Genomic DNA, 18,682 nt, shown 5'->3' on the forward strand with positions numbered 1-18,682 from the left:
AAATTGCCGCTCAAGAAGCGGCAATTTGAGGTAACAAGTAGGTTAGGCGACCTCTTGATATCGAGTAATGAGCGTTTTCACGTCCTCTAGATAACCTTCGCGTAGTAGGTTGTCGACGGTCGCTTCAAGCTCGTCATGACTCATGGTGAAACATGTTGATTTGCCGGTCATTAAATTCAGGTACTGGTGATACTCTTCTTCGGTGTAATGTCCAACACGGTCAAGCAATAAGGTTTTGATGCCGTGGTGTATCAAGCCGTAATATGTGTGTCTATGAAGCATCATGTTCACTCCTTATCAAGCGACTCTTCCTTGTTGTTGAGGGCTTGAATCAATGGATAATTCGATTTGTACTTCAGTAATGCATATCAGGTGCCAACTATTCGCTCTGTGTTTCAAAAGTGTGTGAAGCCGCGTCCTTATCTAGCCACTCTTTGAGAACATGACGTAGAGCAGCCAAGGTGGTGGGCTTCTCTAACCGTCCATCCATGAGCTTACTAATCATCTCCAGTTCACGTTCTCCGGACTCTCCAGATAAAGCGATGATAGGGGTATAAGCGGACATTGCTTTGATGTGCTTACTCGCTTCAAAGCCATTCATCACAGGCATCTGCACATCCATTAAAACCAAATCCACGGAGTGGTTTTTAAACATTTCAACGGCATTCTCACCGTTGTTGGCTTGCAGGCTATTCACGCCGAGTTGGTTTAAATACATCTTCACCAATGCACGTTGCACCTCTTTGTCATCAACAATGAGTACTGTTGGTGCATCTTTATCTATTGATACGTTGTCAACGACGTTTTGTTCAGTGCGTGGCTGGTTTTGTTTCCAGTCATTGAAATACGGAGTCCGCAGTGTTTCTGCTTTCGGTGCGTTGGGCACTACAGGGAAATACAGATGGAATTCGGTAAACTCACCGCGCTTCGATACACATTCAATTCGTCCACCAAACGATCGCATGACGCGTTGACAGTAGCCCAACCCTAAGCCACTGCCGCCACTCTTTTGATGTGAGAAAAAGTCATCAAAAATTTTATGAGAAATGGTTTCGTCTATGCCTGGACCTGTATCTCGAAAGATCAGTACGTTCTCGTAAGAACCGGTTTTGGTGCTGATCTCAATTTGACTGTCTGGATAAGAGTCAAAATAGTAAATTGCGTTGCGAATGAGATTGAAAATGACAAAGTTGAATAAGGTTTCATTAAGTTTTGCCACAAAGTCAGCGTGTTGCGGTAAGCGGATTCGTTCAATAATCTTCTCATTTTCAAAACCGTAGCGACTTACGGCTTGGTCTACAGCCTTATGGATAGAGGTCATGGCAATCGGCTCGTGCTCAGGTGAGCTATCACTGACCTCGCGCAAAATGATATCGATTAATTGGCGGCCGCGTTGGATCGCTGTTTGTCCATTCTCAATATCAACCAAGATCTGTTCGGTCGGTGCTTGAGATTCGATGTGCTGCTTTAAGGCTTCAAATTGCAACTGCACTTGGGCGAGTGGGTTGCGCATCTCGTGAGCAATCGAATTGGCAAGTGCTCGGCTTTGGCGAATACGGCGATCTGCTTCGATCGTGCTTTGTACTCGAGTAAGCAGCGTCTGCAAGGCGGAGATTTCCTCGTTAGAGAACATCTGATTGTTGATTTTATGCGGCGAGACCAATAGGTGCGTGACAGATTTACCCTGACCAAACAGCGGCATCACCAATGCTGTATTGTTCGAACTCATCTTATCGTAAAGCGCTTTCATTGAGCGCTTAGCTGGAACTTTGTATTCAAGTTCTTCAGAAAGCTCATCAAAGACAAGCACTGAATTGTTTGATGAAAGGTAATCTTCGTAGAATGTTTCATTGTAGTTACTGGTGACCAGGCGCAGCTTGTCATTAGGAATCTGCAGCAGTGTTCCTAAGCGGCGCATTGCATCATCAATTGATAGTTTAAAGTCCTCTTCTAGCGCCAATATTTGTTGGACAGGTGTCTTTTTATCACCGTAAATCAGGAAAGAGGCGTAACGGCTTACGCGTTTGTATAGCAAGCCCCAAGTGATCCCGATTAAAGCGCAGATCGGCGTGGCAATTAACCATTGGTTATTGTCAGTCATCGGGATAAAGATAGCCCCCAATGGAAGCACGAAAATAGCACATACCAATAAGGCACTTAACGTCATGTACGCTAGGTACTTCACGCTGTAGAAGCGCGAGGTCAGCAGTGCATACCCGACAAAGAGCATCTCACTGATCGACAGCGCGGGTGGCAACCATGTCAGAGAGAAATCACCCAAGAAGTAGGTCATACCAAGATGAATGGTCGCGGTAGAGAGCATGAATACTAAAATGCCCGCGATCATGTAGTTGGTTTTTGCTAGCGTAAGTTTGCTGCTGTTTGCTCGCATGGCGACGAGGTTGACCAAAGTGAGCACAACGAAACTGACCAAACCAATAAAGAAATAGGACGTGTGTGAGCCAAATTCGATAACAAACTGACTAGGACCTTCAATATCGACGTGTTCGACTGTCAAATCTGGACGCAAATTGATAAACAGTGAATACACCGTCAAGGTGACAAAGATACCTTGCTGCCACAAATGCACTTTGCCTTTGCGTTGCTCTGCCGCAAGCTGGCAAGAAAAATAGTAAGCAAAGGCGAACGCAAAAAAGGATGCTAAGTTAGCAAACTTCGCCATAAAGATGCCCGCCGAAGCACCAAGTTCAGGCAAGAGATTGGTATGGAAGTAAGCGTTACTGCTGATCCACGCAATGATACACACTGAATACGCAATGTAGGGCGCATGGTGTGTACCAAAGATCACTTCGTTCTTTTGTTTGAGTCGATAGCAGTAATAGCTTAACCAGATCATCACCACCGCCACTGTCGCAAGTAACGTGATGGCTTTGGTGTAAACGATTGCCTCTAAGCTGAGATCAAACATGTTCGTCCCTTTCGACCGATTTGCCTTTTCTTATCGCACTTACGGTGCGTTTGTAGTGGCGAAAATCGATGTTATTGAAGGCTTTGACCATCATTTCAAAATTCCAAAATCCACGGTAAGTCTGTTTACCGTCATTGTTTAGGTCGCAATATCCCGAATGGAAATACGCTTTCTCATCAATTGCTTTATAAAAGTTGAGCATGAAAGGTTGCTCAATGATTGTGAAGCCGACTTTGTAACCTGCTTGGTGCAAAACACTCATTAATTCTTTTTGAGCAAGATAGAGATAGTAGAGCTTTTGTTGAGCATTTCCACTTACCGTCAGTCGCAATACTTCGCATACCGATTTTTTATCAGACAATTGTAACTTGAATTCGTTATCAAATTCTTGGAGAGAGTAACACTTTGACAGTGTTGGCGATGTAAACAGCTGTAAGCGAGCTAGGGTCTCTTCTGCGTGCTCTGGTAAGCAATAATGCCACTTTGCATTGCTAAACTGCGGCGCATAACTTAGCCATGTATTGTGTATCTGCCAATCCTGAATCAAAGCTGAAGCAACGAGCGTTGGACACGATTCCTCATCAGGGTGCTTGAGTAAGATGAAGTGCTTACCGACTTGAGATAGAAAGAGTAAAGGCAACATTTCGTACCACTTTTCACCTTGTATAAAAAGCTCAAGATTACTCAATGTAATTGCATCACTGATTGACATTGCATGCGGATGGCTGGGGATTTGTACCGCAAGTTGCGCATCTTCTATTCGCTCAATCAATGCGCCGTAGTACGCGCTGTCCTTAAATGGCAAGGAGGGCGAAGTAGGGGCAGACGTTGTGAATGGAGCTTTGGCTTTGATCGCGGCAATTTCGCACGCGCACCAAAAATCGAGCCAATGCATGTAACATTGACCGACGACCTTTTCTAGCAAAGCAATATCGGCTGAAAGTGTGCTTGGGTAACGTTGCACAAGATCTCGATAGTCCATCAATTCGAACAGCACAGAAAAGCTGTTGTCCTGATGTTCAGGGAAGATAGAGACTAATTGGTTTCTGCGATAATCAGTAATAGTCTGAAATAGAGCAGCGCGCTCGTGCGGTTGATATGCGTTGATGACGAGTTCAAGCAATGCTTGCTGTTTTGTTTCGATAGGCAGACAGCTCGTCGACAGTGAGCCTAAAGACGACGTAAATTTCATGGTTCAACCTAGCCTAGGTTTATTGATTTTTTATGTTTATGGCTCCCTTATATCACTTGAGAAAAAATATGCCATTGGTTTCTATTTAAATGGTTACTTACTGCAATGTTAAGTACAAAAAAAGCCGCTCTTTTGAGCGGCTTGTTTAAAATGCGTTCAGGCTTATGCTTCTTGCTTTTGAAGCTCAACTTGTGCCGCTTCTTCTTCAACTAAAGCATCTACGATAACTGCACATGCAGCGTCACCGGTGATGTTTAGTGCGGTACGAATCATATCGAAGATACGGTCTAGAGCGAACAATAGTGGCAGACCTTCGATTGGAATACCTGCAGCAAGCAGTACTGCAACGACTAGGAATGACGGGCCTGGAACACCAGCTTGACCTACTGCACCTAACGTTGAAGTCACGATGATAGCGATGTACGCGCCCATGCCTAAGTCGATGTTGAACAGTTGCGCGAAGAAAATTGCAACCAGACCATAGTAAATTGCGTTACCGGACATGTTGATGGTTGCGCCAAGAGGAAGAACAAAGGATGCTGTTGAGTTTTTAACGCCCAGCTCTTTCTCACACGTATCCATTGTAACTGGCAGTGTCGCCATCGATGAAGCTGTAGACAGGGCAACCGCTTGTGGCTTCTTCATTGCAGATACGAACTTTTTCGCCGATGTCTTAGTGAAGATGTGCACCATTGCTGGGTACACAACGAAACCGAAGACAAGGATTGCTGCAACGTAAACAACGAAAAGCTTGAACACTACCATTAGAGCGCCAAACCCGAACGTACCCACAGCTTCAGCCATAAGACCGAATACACCAATAGGGGCAATAATCATGACCTTGTTGATCATCCAAACCATTGCGTCAACGATGCAGTTTACGCCATTGATGATTGGTTCACGGCGTGCTTTTTCTTGTTTTGAAATCGCAATACCGAAGAACATACAGAACACAAGGATCTGAAGGATGTTCGCTTCGTTTAGTGATTGGAAAACGTTCGTTGGAATCATACCAGTGATGGTAGCCCAGAAAGTAGGTAGTTCACCTTTTGAAGCGTACTCAGCAGAAAACATGCCTTCAACGCCAGAAACGTCGATACCCATGCCCGGTTGGAATACTTCACCCATAAACAGCGCTAGTGCAACAGCGAGCGCTGACGTTAGACCGAAGTAACCTAGGGTTACTAACCCCACTTTACCTGCAGATTGGCTGTTACCTAGACCAGCCGCACCTGAGATCAGCGCCACTGCAACCAAAGGGATCACAAGCATTTTGATCAGGTTGATAAAGATAGCACCAAGCGGCGCGAATACAGTCGCACTTTGACCCATGAAGGCACCAACGGCAGTACCCACGATCATTGCAATGACGACTTGCACGCCAATGTTGTTTAGCAAACTCTTTTGTTTTAACACTTCCATAACCTCTGTGCTAATAATATGTAAAATCCTAAAATTACCCACCAATCTAAAGTTGTTATTTGGATAATTATATCGCCTTGCTTTTTACACTTATCATTCACAATTAGCAATACAATTTCCGTACAAACTGACCAACTAACTGGGAATTTATTGATGAATGATAGTTTTTCAATCAGAAGCAAACGATTGCTATCGATCGTGGTGATATTTTTACTGGGTGATGTTTATAAAATAGATGGTAAGGAAGAGGAGAATTTAGAGAATGGATGTTAAAAAAAAGATCGATTCCGAATGGTTAATAAGGAATCGATCTCATATTCCACAAATCAGTAATACGTTATTTTTGTGTTGCAGCTTTCATTGCTGATACAAACTCGCCAAGCTTGTTGAGCATGGTTTGCGGCTGCTCTACGTTTGCTTCAATGATCTTCACAACAGCCGAACCAGAGATAGCACCTGCAGCACCTGATTCTAGTGCTTCTTTTACTTGAGCTGGCTCTGAGATACCAAAACCGAGTAACGCTGGTGGCGCATTGAATTGGTTCAGCTTATCTAGCATATGACCAACTGGCATGTTTGCTTTGGTTTCTGCACCAGTAACGCCGGCACGAGAGAGTAGATAAGTATACCCACCGCCAAGCTCTGATACTTGCTTAAGTGTTTCGTCACTGGCTGTAGGTGGCGCGATAAAGATTGGGTGAATACCAAACTTCTCAGCGGCTGCGACAAACTCTGCACTTTCGTTGGTTGGTACGTCTGCAATCAGAACAGAATCGATGCCTGCTTTTGCACAGCGTTCATAGAAGTTCTCGATACCACGTGAGTAAACAAGGTTTGCGTACATCAGAAGACCAATTGGTAGCTCGGGGTATTTCGCTCGGATCTTACCAATTTGTTCGAAGCAGATATCAGGCGTAGCACCAGATTCTAGAGCACGAATGTTCGCCCCTTGAATTGTCGGACCATCTGCCAGTGGATCAGAGAATGGGATACCCAGCTCTAAAGCATCTGCACCGGACTCCACGAGCGTTTCCATGATTTGGTAGGACTGTTCAGCGTTTGGATCGCAAACCGTTACGAACGGTACAAACGCGCCTTGGTTTTTCTCGTTTAGGCGCTCAAACATCTTTGCATAACGGCTCATTAGATCGCTCCTTTTTCTTCTAGGATGGCGTGCACAGTGAAGATATCTTTATCACCACGACCTGATAGGTTTACAACTAACAATTGCTCTTTTTCTGGGTTCTCTCGAGCCATACGCAGGGCGTGTGCCAGTGCATGAGAAGATTCGAGAGCAGGAATAATACCTTCATGACGTGCAATTTCTTGAAATGCTTCTAGTGCTTCATCATCGGTGACGTTGTCATATTCGGCACGACCAATAGCGTTAAGATGCGCATGCTGTGGACCTACAGATGGGAAGTCTAGACCCGCAGAAACAGAGTAAGACTCTTCTACCTGACCGTTTGGATCTTGCATCAAAGGTGCTTTCATACCAAAGAAGATGCCCGTTTTACCGTGCTTAAGTGGTGCACCATGTTGGTCTGTATCGATGCCTTTACCCGCAGGTTCTACACCAATTAGGCGAACGCTTTCTTCTTCGATAAAGTCAGCAAACATACCAATCGCGTTTGAGCCGCCACCGACACACGCGATAACGGCGTCAGGAAGACGACCTTCACGTGCCAAAATCTGATTCTTCGTTTCTTCACCAATCATTCTCTGGAAATCACGAACGATCGTTGGGAATGGGTGAGGACCTGCTGCTGTACCTAGTAGGTAGTGCGCGTCTTCATAAGTTGCAGACCAGTCGCGTAGTGCTTCGTTACATGCGTCTTTAAGTGTTGCTGAACCTGAGTGAACCGGAATTACTTCAGCACCCATGAGTTTCATACGGAATACGTTCGGGCTTTGACGTTCAACGTCTTTTGCACCCATGTAAACACGACATTTCAGACCAAGTAGCGCACACGCTAGTGCAGTTGCTACGCCGTGTTGACCTGCGCCGGTTTCTGCGATGATTTCGTTTTTACCCATGCGTTTCGCAAGCAGCGCTTGACCTAACACTTGGTTAGTTTTGTGTGCGCCACCATGAAGTAGATCTTCACGCTTGAGGTACAGTTTGGTTTTCGTACCTTTAGTTAGGTTACGAGTTAGAGTCAGAGCTGTTGGACGCCCCGCATACTCTTGAAGGAGTGTCATGAATTCACTGCGGAATTCTGGATCTTCTTGTGCGTCGATAAACGCTTGCTCTAGTTGCTCTAAGGCTGGAACTAGAATTTGCGGAACGTACTGACCGCCGTATTCGCCAAAGTAGGCATTCAGTTTTGCCATCGTGATATTCCTTCTCGTATTTTTTTCGCTACGAATAGCTTTAAATTTTTAGCTACAAACAGCTTTAGTAGTTGCGAATTGCATTGAATGCCGCGAGCAACTTCTGTGAATCTTTCTTACCTGGTGCGCTTTCTACACCAGAATTTAAATCTAGTCCCAAGCAGCCCAAATTTGCTGCTTGTCTTGCATTCTCTGGCGACAACCCGCCAGCCAGCATAATTTGACTTGGGTCGCCGATCAGTGACCAATCAAACACGTGACCTGTTCCGCCTGTTTGAGTGCCAACTTGAGCATCCAAAAGGTGGCGGTCTATGTTATCTACAAGCAGTTCTGGCTTGGCATCAGTAACGCCGTAAGCTTTCCAGATTTCAACACCTGATGGCAGCTCTGCTTTGAGTTGGTTGACGTAAGCTTGATCTTCTTGACCGTGCAGTTGGACTGCTTTTAACCCCAGAGAGGTCACCATTGAAGCTACAAAGTCGATGTCGTGGTTTTGGAATACACCTACATAATGAAGAGGTGCGCCACTCATCGTTAGACGAGCACTTTCCAGATCCACAGCACGCTTTGACTTTTCAACAAAAATTAGACCGCCAAACACTGAGCCAGCTTGGTATGCCTTTGCAGCATCATCAGGATGAGTTAAGCCACACACCTTGTTTTCACCCAACGTCACTTTACGAACCGCAAGCTCTAGGTTGTCTTCTGCCATCAGCGAGCTACCAATCAAGAACCCGTCTGCGTATTCCACTAAATCACGAACTTGTTGATGCGTATAAATGCCAGACTCTGAAATCACGGTTGCGTTTGGTGCTAATTCGCGAATTGTTGGTGCCAGTTCTTTAGTACGATTCAAATCAGTACTTAGGTCGCGCAAGTTACGATTATTGATTCCGATGACACGCGCTCCTAACTTAACCGCGCGATGAAGCTCTTCTTCGTTGCTAACTTCAGTCAGAATACCCATGTTTAAACTGTGTGCCGCTTCTTCTAGCGCTTTGTACTCTTCGTCATTCAGGACTGAAAGCATCAGCAATACGGCATCGGCGCTGTAATGACGCGCTAGGTAAACTTGGTAGGTATCTACCATAAAGTCTTTGCACAGAACGGGTTGTTTGACTTGACCACGCACTTGAGGAAGAAAATCAAAGTTACCTTGGAAGTATTTTTCGTCTGTTAATACTGAAATGGCATCAGCATGGTTGTTATAAACCGATGCAATGTAATCCAAGTCGAAGTGATCACGAATCAAACCTTTAGAAGGAGATGCCTTCTTACATTCGGTGATGAATGCCGTCTTTTCGCCACTCAGAGCATCGTAGAAGCTGCGGTCCGATGGCAGCAAATCAGACTGAAATGTGCTTAGCGGTTGAGACACCTTACGGTCTGCTACCCATTGATATTTGTCGCGGACAATTTTCGCCAGTACTTCTGCCATTTCTGCTTCTTTTTTAGAAACGTGTTCAGACAGGTTGTCAGCTTGCTGAGTGTTGAAGTCAGTCATGTTCTTCAATTCCTTAAGCGTGTGCGGCAAGTTGTTGTACCAATTGGTACGCCTTGCCTGAATTCATTGCCTCAATCGCTTGTTGCGTGTTGGCTTTTAAATCTTCGTCACCGAATAGACGCATTAGCAGAGCAACGTTCACTGCCACTGCACCCAATTGTGCGTCTGTACCTTTACCCGTCAGGATATTGGTAATGATCGCCTTGTTTTCTTCAGGATCGCCACCTTTGATTGCTTCTAACGGGTGCGCTTCTAGACCGAAGTCTGCTGGTGTTAGCGTGTACTCAGTGATCTTGCCGTCTTTGATTTCTGCAACCGTTGTTTCGCCATGAATCGCGACTTCGTCCAAACCACTTCCGTGTACCACTGCGGCGCGCTTCATACCCATTTGTAGCATGGTTTCCGCGATAGGACGAACCAGTTCTTCACTGTAAACACCCATCAATTCGATGTTTGGACGAGCTGGGTTAATCAGCGGACCAAGAATGTTAAAGATGGTGCGTGTTTTCATAGTTTGACGCACAGGCATCGCATGGCGCACACCACCGTGGTATTGAGGTGCAAATAGGAAAGCAACACCGATATCGTCGACCGCTTTGCGCGTATCTTCTGCGCTCATGGCTAGGTTGATACCAAATGAATCAAGAAGGTCAGAAGAACCCGATTTGCTTGAAACGCTGCGGTTGCCGTGTTTTGCTACTTTTAGACCACATGCTGCAGCAACAAATGCCGCGGTGGTTGAAATATTGATGGTGTTGTGACCGTCTCCACCAGTACCTACGATATCTGCGAAATCGTAATCTGGGCGAGGAAATGGGTTTGCGTTTGCCAGCAGTGCTTTTGCCGCACCCGCAATTTCATCCGGTGTTTCGCCTTTGATTTTTAGTGCAGTCAGTGCTGATGCCATCAAAATCGGATCGAGTTCACCACGGATGATGATGTCGAACAGTTGTTGGCTCTCTTCCTGAGTCAGTGACTCTTGCTCGTACAACTTGGTAATAATAGGGTTGATGATTGCTTCCATATTTCCTCTCCTAAATTTCTTATGTGCCAAGCGCTTTTTTAAGCAGTGAGGGAATTCACTGAAGTTTGTACTTCGAGTGCCCATTCAATGGCATTGGCCAACAGTGTCGCTCCGTAGGTCGTCATAATAGATTCCGGGTGGAACTGGAACCCGCAAACTTTATCTTTTTCATGTACAACAGACATGACCAAATCATCCACTTCTGCTGTGATGGTTAGGCTCTCAGGAACCTTGGTTGCAACTAACGAGTGGTAACGTGCAATTGCAAGTGGTGATGGTAGGTTTTGGTAAATCGCATGGTTTTGGTGCTCCATCATAGAGACCTTCCCGTGAATGATTTCGCCTGCACCAGCAACGGTACCGCCGTAAGCTTCAACAATTGCTTGGTGACCAAGACAAATACCAATCATAGGAACTTTGCCTTTCAGCAATTGAATTAGCTCTGGCATTGAGCCTGCTTCAGACGGCGCACCAGGACCTGGCGATAGCAGTACTACAGGGTTCTCAAGCTCATTCACTGCTTGTTCAATGGTTTTTGCTGGAATGTTGTTTCGGTAAATCTTGACTGAGTGACCTAGCGAGCGGAACTGATCCACAAGGTTGTAGGTGAACGAGTCAAAGTTATCGATAAAAATGATATTAGCCATCTCTGAACCCTATTCCTTATTGTGACTTATGTGCTGCTTGAATAGCAGAAATTACCGCTTGGGCTTTCCCGCGTGTTTCGTCTGCTTCTGTTTGTGGATCAGAATCAAACACCACACCTGCGCCTGCTTGAACTTGAGCAATGCCGTTCTCAACATAAGCTGAGCGGATAACGATACAAGTATCTAATGTACCTTCGCCGGTAAGGTAACCTACTGCGCCTCCGTAGCTACCGCGGCGTGCGCCCTCTACATCACGAATCAACTGCATTGCACGAATCTTTGGTGCGCCAGTTAGTGTGCCCATGTTCATACAAGCTTGGTAAGCGTGCAGGGCGTCTAGATCGTTACGTAGTTGCCCAACGACACGAGATACCAAGTGCATTACGTGGCTGTAGCGGTCGACTTTGAGTAAGTCTGCGACGTGGCGAGTTCCAGCTTGAGCAATACGTGCGACGTCATTTCGTGCTAAGTCGACTAGCATCATGTGCTCAGCGTTTTCTTTCATGTCAGTGCGCAATTCGAGTTCGATACGGCTATCCAAGTCAAAATCGATATCACCGTTTGGACGTTTGCCACGGCGGCGAGTCCCTGCGATTGGGTAGATTTCAATTTGGTTAGTGTCTGTTTCGTACTTGAGCGCACTCTCTGGTGATGCTCCGAATAGAGTGAACAGCTCGTCTTGCATGTAGAACATGTAAGGGCTTGGGTTGCTCTGTTTTAGCTCTTTATAAGCTGCCAATGGAGAAGGGCAAGGTAGCGTAAATCGGCGAGACGGTACGACTTGGAATACATCCCCTTTTACGACGAACTCTTTTAGGTCACGAACGATTTGGCAGAAGTCATCGTCAGACACGCTTGGTCTAACTGTCACATCCGCGATTTGCTCTGCACTTGGCAGTAGTTTTGGTGCTGCGCATTGTGCACTGATTTCTGAGATGCGAGTTTCTAGCGCTGTTTTTTCTGAATCATCAACAAATAAAGTTGCTTGCAGCTGACAAGATTCTGTTTGGTGGTCCACAACCAGCAGTGTTTCGGCGACGTAGAAAACATAATCTGGGCATTGGTTTGTGGCTTCTGCATTGCCCAGTGGTTCGAAGTTAGCGACCAAGTCGTAGGCAAACAAACCACCAAGGAAAATCGCGTGTTTGTCTTGGTCCGAGATATCGAAGCTGTGCTGAACCAAACGCAGCGCATCAAATGAAGAGGCTTCACGCAGTCGAGAGTCTTCATCTAGCGTGTCGCACGGGTGGGTGAAATCTAAAGTCAGTGTTTCGCCATCGAGCTCACTCTCGACATCACCACGGATGTTTTGGTTTAAGTGAGTTAGTAGGTTCTTACCGTTATTGGTCAACGCTTGCATCTTGACAGTGTGACCGTAACAAACGATGCGTACGGCTGAATCAACAATCAACAGCGACTTCAAATCTTGCTTTGAATCGATCTCAGCAGATTCCAGCAACAGACTGTCAGTTTTGTTCTCACATAATGTGTGGAACAAGCGAGTCGGGTCTTGAGTATAAGGGACGGAAGCCGTCAGTACTTCAAGCTGTCCAAGTTTCTTAATTTCAATGGCCTTGTTCACAAGACCTCCTTATAGCTGTTTTATATCTTCCTGCCGTACATAGTCGCATAAAGCAAACGTTCACCCAATCTAGTTTTGGTCATATCCGATGAATGTTTGAGCAGTTAACTGTGAGGTAGACGGCAAAACAAAAAGCCCGCTGAAGTAGCGGGCTTTGTGACATTTCATTCGTTAAACTAGAAGTACACGTTCGCCCACCAAGAACTTGTCCAAGTGCGCCACCAAGCTAGATCAACAGAATTCATCTTATTAAGACGATCTGCAACTTTCGCTTCCTGGTTTTGGTTAAATTCTTGTAACATGGTGAGCCTTAAATTAGGTACTTCGTATTTGTGTACTAGTTAACTAGTGCAGAGATAAAAAGTCAACCCCAAAACAGCATTAAAACGACAAAAAAATGAGAATTGATTTACACAGCCACACCACTGCATCAGATGGTCGCTTTGCACCACATGATCTAGTAGACAGGGCATTGAGTTTTGATATCGAGGTTTTGGCGATCACGGATCATGATACGGTTGACGGCTTAGCTCCGGCCAAGCAATACGTTGAAGAAAATAATCTTCCGATAAAAATCATCAACGGTATCGAGATTTCCACGGTTTGGCAGAATAAAGATATTCATATTGTTGGGTTAAACATTGACCCGGACAGCCCAGCGTTGGTTGAGTTAATCGAGCAACAAAAAAAGCATCGCGTTACACGTGCAGAGCTTATTGCGGAACGTTTACAGAAGGCGACCCGTGAAGGTGTGCTGGAAGAAGTGCAGCAAATAGCTGGTGATGCGCCTATTACCCGTGCGCACTTTGCTAAGTGGTTGGTCGACAACGGTTACGCCAAGACCATGCAGATGGTGTTTAAGAAGTTTCTGACGCGCACCAATCCGGGTTATGTCCCACCAAACTGGTGTTCAATGAAAGATGCGGTAGATGCTATTCATGCCGCGGGTGGTCAAGCGGTACTCGCGCATCCGGGGCGTTACCAACTGACGGCAAAGTGGGTAAAACGCTTATTAGCCGCGTTTGTTGATGCTGGTGGAGACGCTATGGAAGTGGCGCAACCCCAACAAGCGCAACAAGAAAGACGCAACTTGGCGGATTATGCTATACAATACAAACTATTAGCGTCTCAAGGCAGTGATTTTCACTATCCATCACCGTGGATGGAGTTGGGAAGAAACCTTTGGTTACCTTCGGGCGTAGAGCCAGTTTGGAAAGATTGGGGAATTGACCCTTCTCTAGAAAGCGCTGAATAAGACGGAGTCTAGACTCCATAAAAAATATAGAGCCGAGAGGTTCGATAATGAGGAATTACAATGAGCCAGTTTTTTTACGTTCATCCAGAAAACCCACAGGCTCGCTTGATCAATCAAGCAGTAGCAATCATTCGTAACGGCGGTGTTGTGGTGTATCCGACCGATTCCGGTTATGCACTAGGCTGTCAATTGGAGAACAAGCAGGCGTTAGAACGCATCTGTCAGATTCGTCGTCTGGATGACAAGCATAACTTTACTTTGTTATGTCGTGATTTGTCGGAGTTATCTCTGTATGCGCGTGTTGATAACGCCGCATTCCGACTTCTGAAAAATAACACTCCTGGTCCTTACACTTTTATCTTCAAAGGCACAAAAGAAGTGCCGCGTCGTTTGATGAACGCGAAACGTAAGACCATTGGTATCCGTGTTCCAGATAACCGTATCGCACTTGATCTGCTTGAAGCGTTAGGCGAGCCAATGATGTCGACGTCGCTGATCTTACCGGGTAGTGATGTTACTGAGTCAGATCCTGAAGACATCCGCGATAAGCTTGAGCATGCGGTAGATGTGATCCTTAATGGCGGTTATCTTGGTGAGCAACCAACGACAGTGATTGATTTCAGTGAAGGCGATGCTGTTGTAGCACGTGTTGGTTCGGGCGATCCTGCACCATTTGAATAGTTCGCTCTATTGGTAATGAAATAAGAAAGGGAGGCACAGAAGCCTCCCTTTTTATTTTTAATAAAGCCTATCGCTGAGCATTTAGCTTATGCGAAATCGAAGATATCAATGCCGTGGTGTTCGACGTAGTTCATGTATCCCGCATCAATGCCTTTTAGTGTGACTTCAACATTGAACTGATCGCTTGAGAATACAGCCCAACCAAAATCGTTGTAAGACAGAGTCAGATCGTCGGCGGAATCCAAGAATGTATCGCGAATGCCGTCGTCATTGGTGTCTAGACCCATATCAAAGACCAACTTGTCGTGGCAAATATTAAAGTCGAGAATTTCTGCTTTTACTTCAATGTCGTTTGATGAGACAGGTTGGTCTGGCACACCGATGGCAAGGCGATTGGTCATTACGAAAGTGTCATCACCGCAACCTCCAGCGATCACCGAATGACCGTCACCGACCACGACGGTATCATCGCCCCAACCAGCGTTGATGAAGTTGTTACCTGAGTAGTCAAAAATCGTATCGTCGCCACAACCACCAAACAACAGGTCGTTGCCTAGACCGCCAGACAGAAAATCATCACCAGAGCCACCTGAGATGAGATCATTACCTCGGCCACCTAACAGGTGATCGTCACCACGACCCCCATAGACATAGTCATTACCGCCGTAACCAACAAACTTATCATCGCCGCCGAAGCCAACAAAAATATCGGTCGTGTTCGAACCTAATGTGCCCGTTAGATCGTCATCTGCTGCCGTACCAAATATCCAATTCAGGTCAAGATTTGTATGAGACATTTATTATTCCTTTGTTTTGTTTGAGGGAGCTAGCAAGCTATTGGGTTTTCTTTGTTACCACTCTGATAATTTTATCAGGTAGGTCAGGTTTTTAGAGGTGAAAGGCGACCTATAATAGTGCGGTTCTCGATGGTCTTTGTCTGGTACTAAGTTGGACAAATTGATGAGGGAAGTGTGAGTTTATGGCCGATATTTTGCTACGCCAATGTCGACGATTTCGCTTACATTAAGTCGTAGAATCTCGTATAATGTCCGACCGAAAAAATCCCAATAGGTTGGGTAACTTGCACAATGAAGACCAATTCTGGTCTCGACGTCTGTGAAGACGACACATAGGTAGATAAATGAGCGAAAAGTTACAAAAAGTATTAGCACGTGCTGGACACGGTTCTCGTCGTGAGATCGAATCGTTAATTAAATCTGGTCGCGTTAGCGTGAACGGAATCGTAGCTAAACTTGGTGAAAGACTAGAAGATGAGAACAGCGTAGTTCGTATCGATGGTCACATTGTGTCTGCAAAGGCACAAGAAGAAGTGATCTGTCGTGTATTGGCTTACTACAAGCCAGAAGGTGAACTATGTACTCGTCACGACCCTGAAGGTCGTCGCACTGTTTTCGATCGTCTGCCAAAAATTCGTGGCTCTCGTTGGATTTCAGTTGGTCGTCTTGATGCGAACACATCTGGCCTACTGCTTTTCACAACTGATGGTGAATTGGCAAACCGCCTAATGCACCCAAGCCGTCAGGTTGAGCGTGAATACCTAGTGCGTGTGTTTGGTGAAGTGAACGAGAAAAAAGTTCGTAACCTAGTAAGTGGTGTAGAACTTGAAGATGGTATGGCTCGTTTTGAAGACGTAGTACACGCGGGTGGTGAAGGTATGAACCACACGTTCTACGTAGTAATTAACGAAGGTCGTAACCGTGAGGTTCGTCGTTTGTGGGAATCTCAAGAATGTACGGTTAGCCGTCTAAAACGTGTTCGTTACGGTGATATCTTCCTAGACAAGAAACTACCTCGTGGTGGTTGGATGGAACTTGACCTGAAAGAAGTGAACTATCTGCGTGAGCTTGTAGAACTTCGTCCAGAGAAAGAAACCATGCTTGATCTGAACAAAGACAACACATCACGTAAGCGTGAACGTGCTCGTAGCCAAAAAATCCGTCGCGCAGTTAAGCGTCACGAAGAGCGTGTTAACACACCAAAAGGTCGCAGCAACAATCCTTCTCGTCGTAAGCCGAAGAAGACTGCAGGTGACCAAGGTGCACGTAACAAGCATCGTTAATCGATAGCAGAAAATCAGAAAGGCTTGCCAAATCGGCAAGCCTTTTTCTTTTCGAGCTTATGAGCTTTCATGTCTTTCAATCATGCTTGTGCAATTAATAAACATAAAAAAACACCAGCATGAGGCTGGTGTTTTTGATCATGATAGGGAAAGCGTTAGTCACGTTTCCAAAGCATATGACAGAACTTATGTTCTGGGTCTCGACTGATTAGCATACGAGCAAAAACGTCATCAAGCACGTCATTTTCCTCGTTTACTAAGCCGATTCGAACTTCTGCATACACTTCTTTGTCGATATCGAAGCCAACGTGTTCAACCCAGTCATCACCAGTTTCAACAAGTTCTGCGGCACCACGATCTTCAAATTGCGCAGTAAACAGAATGACATCAGCGGGCTCTAGGTTATCTGGAGCCATCTCAAGGAAGATGTCGTACGCAGCGTCGATAACGTCGTCGTAAGAAATCAAATCAGACATGCTTATGCTCGGCTCATGTATTTACGTTCAGTCGTGTTAATGATAACACGGTCACCAGTTGCGATGTATTCAGGAACTTGGATTACAAGACCTGAAGCAAAGCGTGCTGGTTTAGTACGTGCAGATGCAGAAGCACCTTTGATTGAAGGGTCAGTTTCTTCAATCACTAGCTCAACAGAAGATGGTAGTTCGATACCCACAGCAGCACCGTTCACAAGGATAATGTGGATACCTTGTGTGTCTTCGTTGATGAACAGCATGTCGTCTTCAACTTCATTGTGCTTGAATGTGTATTGTGAGTAGTCTTCGTTGTCCATGAAGATGTGCTCATCGCCGTCAGCGTATGAGTACACAACTGCACGTTTGTTCATTTCTACTGTTTCAACAACATCATCAGACTTGTAACGCTCGTCTACACGAGCACCAGTGTTCAGATCTGTACAACGCATTTTGTAGATTTTAGCGCCGCCACGACCGCCAGGAGTCGTTACTTCGATGTCTTTAACTAGAAGAGTTTTACCATTAGACTCGATTGCGAAGCCTTTTTTGATTTCACTTGCCTTTGGCATTGTATTTTCCTATTACACTTATTAAGCAAAACTTGGTGATTATAGCGCTAAGTTCTTTGTCTGGCATTAAAATTCCACTCAGTAATTTGAACATTAATAAGGAGATGAATAGGCTTGATCCAAACGTAATGCTGGTGGATCATATAGCCCTTCGTCCGTTAAAAGCTTGAGATCGCGTTTTCTTCAATGTCTCTCCCTATTATCGATCCAAAACATCCTTTCCAACCTGAATTCGAACCTCTGCTCAGAGAAGTTCTCGCATGCCTAAAAGGTGGGCTTGGCGCAAACTTGCACAGTGTTTACGTCTACGGTAGCGTGGCCCGTAAGTCTGCGGTCGCAGGTAGATCGAATCTTGATATGGTGGTTGTGACAAAGGCGGGCTTTGAAAACAACCGCGCCACGTTACTAAACACCATCAAATGGCGAGCACAGCAAGGGTATCCTCACGTGAAAGGGGTGTCGATTCGCACGGCGTTGGTCAATGAAGTAGCCAATCTCGATAGCATTTTTACTTGGGGTTTTATGCTCAAGCATTGCTGTGTGTGTGTTTATGGTGATGATCTGGCAGATTGCTTTGGTGATTATGTACCAAGTTGGGAGATTGCCAAGCACTGGAACATGGATGTGGAAGATTGGCTGTCGGTGTATCGTACTAAGATTGTACAAGCACAAAGTGTTGAAGAGCTGGTCAGTGCTCAAGTTATTATCGCCAAGAAACTGCTTCGCGCTTCGTATTCTTTAATCATGTATCGTGATAAACGTTGGTTGGACGACCCGCTTAAATGTGGCGAAGTGTTTTTGCGGTATCACCCAGAAAAGCAACTTGAGATAGAACGCCTTGGTATTCTGCTCTCTGGACGTCCTATCCCTAAACGCTCTGTGGTTGGGTTATTGGACGGTTTTGGCGATTGGTTAGTAAAGCAATATCAGAAAACCGAATTCCGCATTGGTTAACGCCAACAGCGTTAGCGCCTTTCCAATTTCGAA

General features: G+C 45.5%; 18 protein-coding genes and 1 other annotated feature. Of the genes, 4 read left to right on the plus strand and 14 right to left on the minus strand.

The genetic code is table 11. From position 1 onward, the window contains the following. Positions 1 to 42: 42 nt before the first annotated feature. The 11 genes from MHO32_RS12575 to MHO32_RS12625 form a co-directional block, all read right to left on the minus strand. Positions 43 to 285 carry a hypothetical protein gene (locus tag MHO32_RS12575; protein ID WP_009698417.1) on the minus strand — a complete coding sequence of 81 codons (243 nt, stop codon included), beginning with the start codon at positions 283 to 285 and terminating at the stop codon, positions 43 to 45. A gap of 94 nt (positions 286 to 379) precedes the next feature. Then, positions 380 to 2,929, minus strand: coding sequence for a quorum-sensing autoinducer 1 sensor kinase/phosphatase LuxN (luxN, locus tag MHO32_RS12580; protein WP_009698416.1), 2,550 nt, complete (start codon positions 2,927 to 2,929; stop codon positions 380 to 382). Then, positions 2,922 to 4,121: an acyl-homoserine-lactone synthase gene (locus MHO32_RS12585; RefSeq protein WP_239212356.1), complete on the minus strand. Its 1,200-nt coding sequence runs from the start codon at positions 4,119 to 4,121 to the stop codon at positions 2,922 to 2,924. The genes luxN and MHO32_RS12585 overlap by 8 nt, the downstream gene beginning before the upstream one ends. Before the next feature lie 162 nt (positions 4,122 to 4,283). Then, positions 4,284 to 5,543, minus strand: coding sequence for a dicarboxylate/amino acid:cation symporter (locus tag MHO32_RS12590; protein ID WP_005445037.1), 1,260 nt, complete (start codon positions 5,541 to 5,543; stop codon positions 4,284 to 4,286). Positions 5,544 to 5,880: 337 nt separating this feature from the next. Further along, positions 5,881 to 6,687: a tryptophan synthase subunit alpha gene (trpA, locus tag MHO32_RS12595; RefSeq protein ID WP_009698413.1), complete on the minus strand. Its 807-nt coding sequence runs from the start codon at positions 6,685 to 6,687 to the stop codon at positions 5,881 to 5,883. Then, a complete protein-coding gene (gene trpB, locus MHO32_RS12600; protein ID WP_005445041.1) occupies positions 6,687 to 7,877 on the minus strand; it encodes a tryptophan synthase subunit beta in 1,191 nt (396 codons plus the stop codon). The genes trpA and trpB overlap by 1 nt, the downstream gene beginning before the upstream one ends. Positions 7,878 to 7,941: 64 nt before the next feature. Continuing rightward, positions 7,942 to 9,381: a bifunctional indole-3-glycerol-phosphate synthase TrpC/phosphoribosylanthranilate isomerase TrpF gene (trpCF, locus tag MHO32_RS12605; RefSeq protein WP_005445043.1), complete on the minus strand. Its 1,440-nt coding sequence runs from the start codon at positions 9,379 to 9,381 to the stop codon at positions 7,942 to 7,944. A gap of 13 nt (positions 9,382 to 9,394) precedes the next feature. Further along, positions 9,395 to 10,405, minus strand: coding sequence for an anthranilate phosphoribosyltransferase (gene trpD, locus MHO32_RS12610; RefSeq protein WP_005445045.1), 1,011 nt, complete (start codon positions 10,403 to 10,405; stop codon positions 9,395 to 9,397). A 38-nt stretch (positions 10,406 to 10,443) separates the two neighbouring features. Beyond that, positions 10,444 to 11,052, minus strand: a complete 609-nt coding sequence (locus MHO32_RS12615) for an aminodeoxychorismate/anthranilate synthase component II (RefSeq protein ID WP_017817896.1) — start codon at positions 11,050 to 11,052, stop codon at positions 10,444 to 10,446. Positions 11,053 to 11,068: 16 nt separating this feature from the next. Continuing rightward, positions 11,069 to 12,634 carry an anthranilate synthase component 1 gene (locus MHO32_RS12620; protein WP_239212357.1) on the minus strand — a complete coding sequence of 522 codons (1,566 nt, stop codon included), beginning with the start codon at positions 12,632 to 12,634 and terminating at the stop codon, positions 11,069 to 11,071. A gap of 126 nt (positions 12,635 to 12,760) precedes the next feature. Further along, positions 12,761 to 12,864: a sequence feature (Trp leader region), on the minus strand. Next, positions 12,811 to 12,936: a hypothetical protein gene (locus MHO32_RS12625; RefSeq protein WP_005445052.1), complete on the minus strand. Its 126-nt coding sequence runs from the start codon at positions 12,934 to 12,936 to the stop codon at positions 12,811 to 12,813. (Overlaps the previous feature by 54 nt.) Positions 12,937 to 13,031: 95 nt before the next feature. Here MHO32_RS12625 and rnm point away from each other — a divergent pair, with 95 nt between their 5' ends. Both rnm and MHO32_RS12635 read left to right on the plus strand, forming a co-directional pair. Continuing rightward, on the plus strand, positions 13,032 to 13,889 hold the full coding sequence (gene rnm / locus MHO32_RS12630; protein ID WP_005445055.1) for an RNase RNM: 858 nt from the start codon (positions 13,032 to 13,034) through the stop codon (positions 13,887 to 13,889). A 60-nt stretch (positions 13,890 to 13,949) separates the two neighbouring features. Beyond that, positions 13,950 to 14,570, plus strand: a complete 621-nt coding sequence (locus MHO32_RS12635; RefSeq protein WP_005445057.1) for an L-threonylcarbamoyladenylate synthase — start codon at positions 13,950 to 13,952, stop codon at positions 14,568 to 14,570. A gap of 86 nt (positions 14,571 to 14,656) precedes the next feature. Here MHO32_RS12635 and MHO32_RS12640 read toward each other — a convergent pair whose 3' ends face one another. Beyond that, entirely contained in the window at positions 14,657 to 15,367 is a 711-nt protein-coding gene (locus tag MHO32_RS12640) for a calcium-binding protein (RefSeq protein ID WP_009698409.1), read from the minus strand. A 344-nt stretch (positions 15,368 to 15,711) separates the two neighbouring features. On the opposite strand from MHO32_RS12640, the gene rluB reads away from it, so the two are divergent. Next, complete coding sequence (gene rluB, locus MHO32_RS12645; protein ID WP_005445061.1) at positions 15,712 to 16,650, plus strand: 23S rRNA pseudouridine(2605) synthase RluB; 939 nt, start codon at positions 15,712 to 15,714, stop codon at positions 16,648 to 16,650. A 155-nt stretch (positions 16,651 to 16,805) separates the two neighbouring features. Here rluB and MHO32_RS12650 read toward each other — a convergent pair whose 3' ends face one another. Then, positions 16,806 to 17,126: an HI1450 family dsDNA-mimic protein gene (locus tag MHO32_RS12650; RefSeq protein ID WP_005431208.1), complete on the minus strand. Its 321-nt coding sequence runs from the start codon at positions 17,124 to 17,126 to the stop codon at positions 16,806 to 16,808. Positions 17,127 to 17,128: 2 nt separating this feature from the next. Then, on the minus strand, positions 17,129 to 17,695 hold the full coding sequence (gene efpL, locus MHO32_RS12655) for an elongation factor P-like protein EfpL (protein ID WP_005445063.1): 567 nt from the start codon (positions 17,693 to 17,695) through the stop codon (positions 17,129 to 17,131). Positions 17,696 to 17,881: 186 nt separating this feature from the next. Between efpL and MHO32_RS12660 the strand changes: the two genes are divergently transcribed. After that, positions 17,882 to 18,649 (plus strand): nucleotidyltransferase domain-containing protein, encoded by a 768-nt coding sequence (locus MHO32_RS12660; protein ID WP_239212358.1) that lies wholly within the window; start codon positions 17,882 to 17,884, stop codon positions 18,647 to 18,649. Positions 18,650 to 18,682 lie beyond the last annotated feature (33 nt).

The sequence above is a fragment of the Vibrio sp. MMH1-50 genome (assembly GCF_022347645.1).
GTDB lineage: Bacteria > Pseudomonadota > Gammaproteobacteria > Enterobacterales > Vibrionaceae > Vibrio > Vibrio harveyi.

Excerpts from the sequence above, each read along its gene's own strand:
- MHO32_RS12575 (WP_009698417.1), bottom strand. The coding sequence starts at position 285 with ATGATGCTTCATAGACACACATATTACGGCTTGATACACCACGGCATC.
- luxN (WP_009698416.1), bottom strand. The coding sequence starts at position 2,929 with ATGTTTGATCTCAGCTTAGAGGCAATCGTTTACACCAAAGCCATCACG.
- MHO32_RS12585 (WP_239212356.1), bottom strand. The coding sequence starts at position 4,121 with ATGAAATTTACGTCGTCTTTAGGCTCACTGTCGACGAGCTGTCTGCCT.
- MHO32_RS12590 (WP_005445037.1), bottom strand. The coding sequence starts at position 5,543 with ATGGAAGTGTTAAAACAAAAGAGTTTGCTAAACAACATTGGCGTGCAA.
- trpA (WP_009698413.1), bottom strand. The coding sequence starts at position 6,687 with ATGAGCCGTTATGCAAAGATGTTTGAGCGCCTAAACGAGAAAAACCAA.
- trpB (WP_005445041.1), bottom strand. The coding sequence starts at position 7,877 with ATGGCAAAACTGAATGCCTACTTTGGCGAATACGGCGGTCAGTACGTT.
- trpCF (WP_005445043.1), bottom strand. The coding sequence starts at position 9,381 with ATGACTGACTTCAACACTCAGCAAGCTGACAACCTGTCTGAACACGTT.
- trpD (WP_005445045.1), bottom strand. The coding sequence starts at position 10,405 with ATGGAAGCAATCATCAACCCTATTATTACCAAGTTGTACGAGCAAGAG.
- MHO32_RS12615 (WP_017817896.1), bottom strand. The coding sequence starts at position 11,052 with ATGGCTAATATCATTTTTATCGATAACTTTGACTCGTTCACCTACAAC.
- MHO32_RS12625 (WP_005445052.1), bottom strand. The coding sequence starts at position 12,936 with ATGTTACAAGAATTTAACCAAAACCAGGAAGCGAAAGTTGCAGATCGT.
- rnm (WP_005445055.1), top strand. The coding sequence starts at position 13,032 with ATGAGAATTGATTTACACAGCCACACCACTGCATCAGATGGTCGCTTT.
- MHO32_RS12635 (WP_005445057.1), top strand. The coding sequence starts at position 13,950 with ATGAGCCAGTTTTTTTACGTTCATCCAGAAAACCCACAGGCTCGCTTG.
- MHO32_RS12640 (WP_009698409.1), bottom strand. The coding sequence starts at position 15,367 with ATGTCTCATACAAATCTTGACCTGAATTGGATATTTGGTACGGCAGCA.
- rluB (WP_005445061.1), top strand. The coding sequence starts at position 15,712 with ATGAGCGAAAAGTTACAAAAAGTATTAGCACGTGCTGGACACGGTTCT.
- MHO32_RS12650 (WP_005431208.1), bottom strand. The coding sequence starts at position 17,126 with ATGTCTGATTTGATTTCTTACGACGACGTTATCGACGCTGCGTACGAC.
- efpL (WP_005445063.1), bottom strand. The coding sequence starts at position 17,695 with ATGCCAAAGGCAAGTGAAATCAAAAAAGGCTTCGCAATCGAGTCTAAT.
- MHO32_RS12660 (WP_239212358.1), top strand. The coding sequence starts at position 17,882 with ATGTCTCTCCCTATTATCGATCCAAAACATCCTTTCCAACCTGAATTC.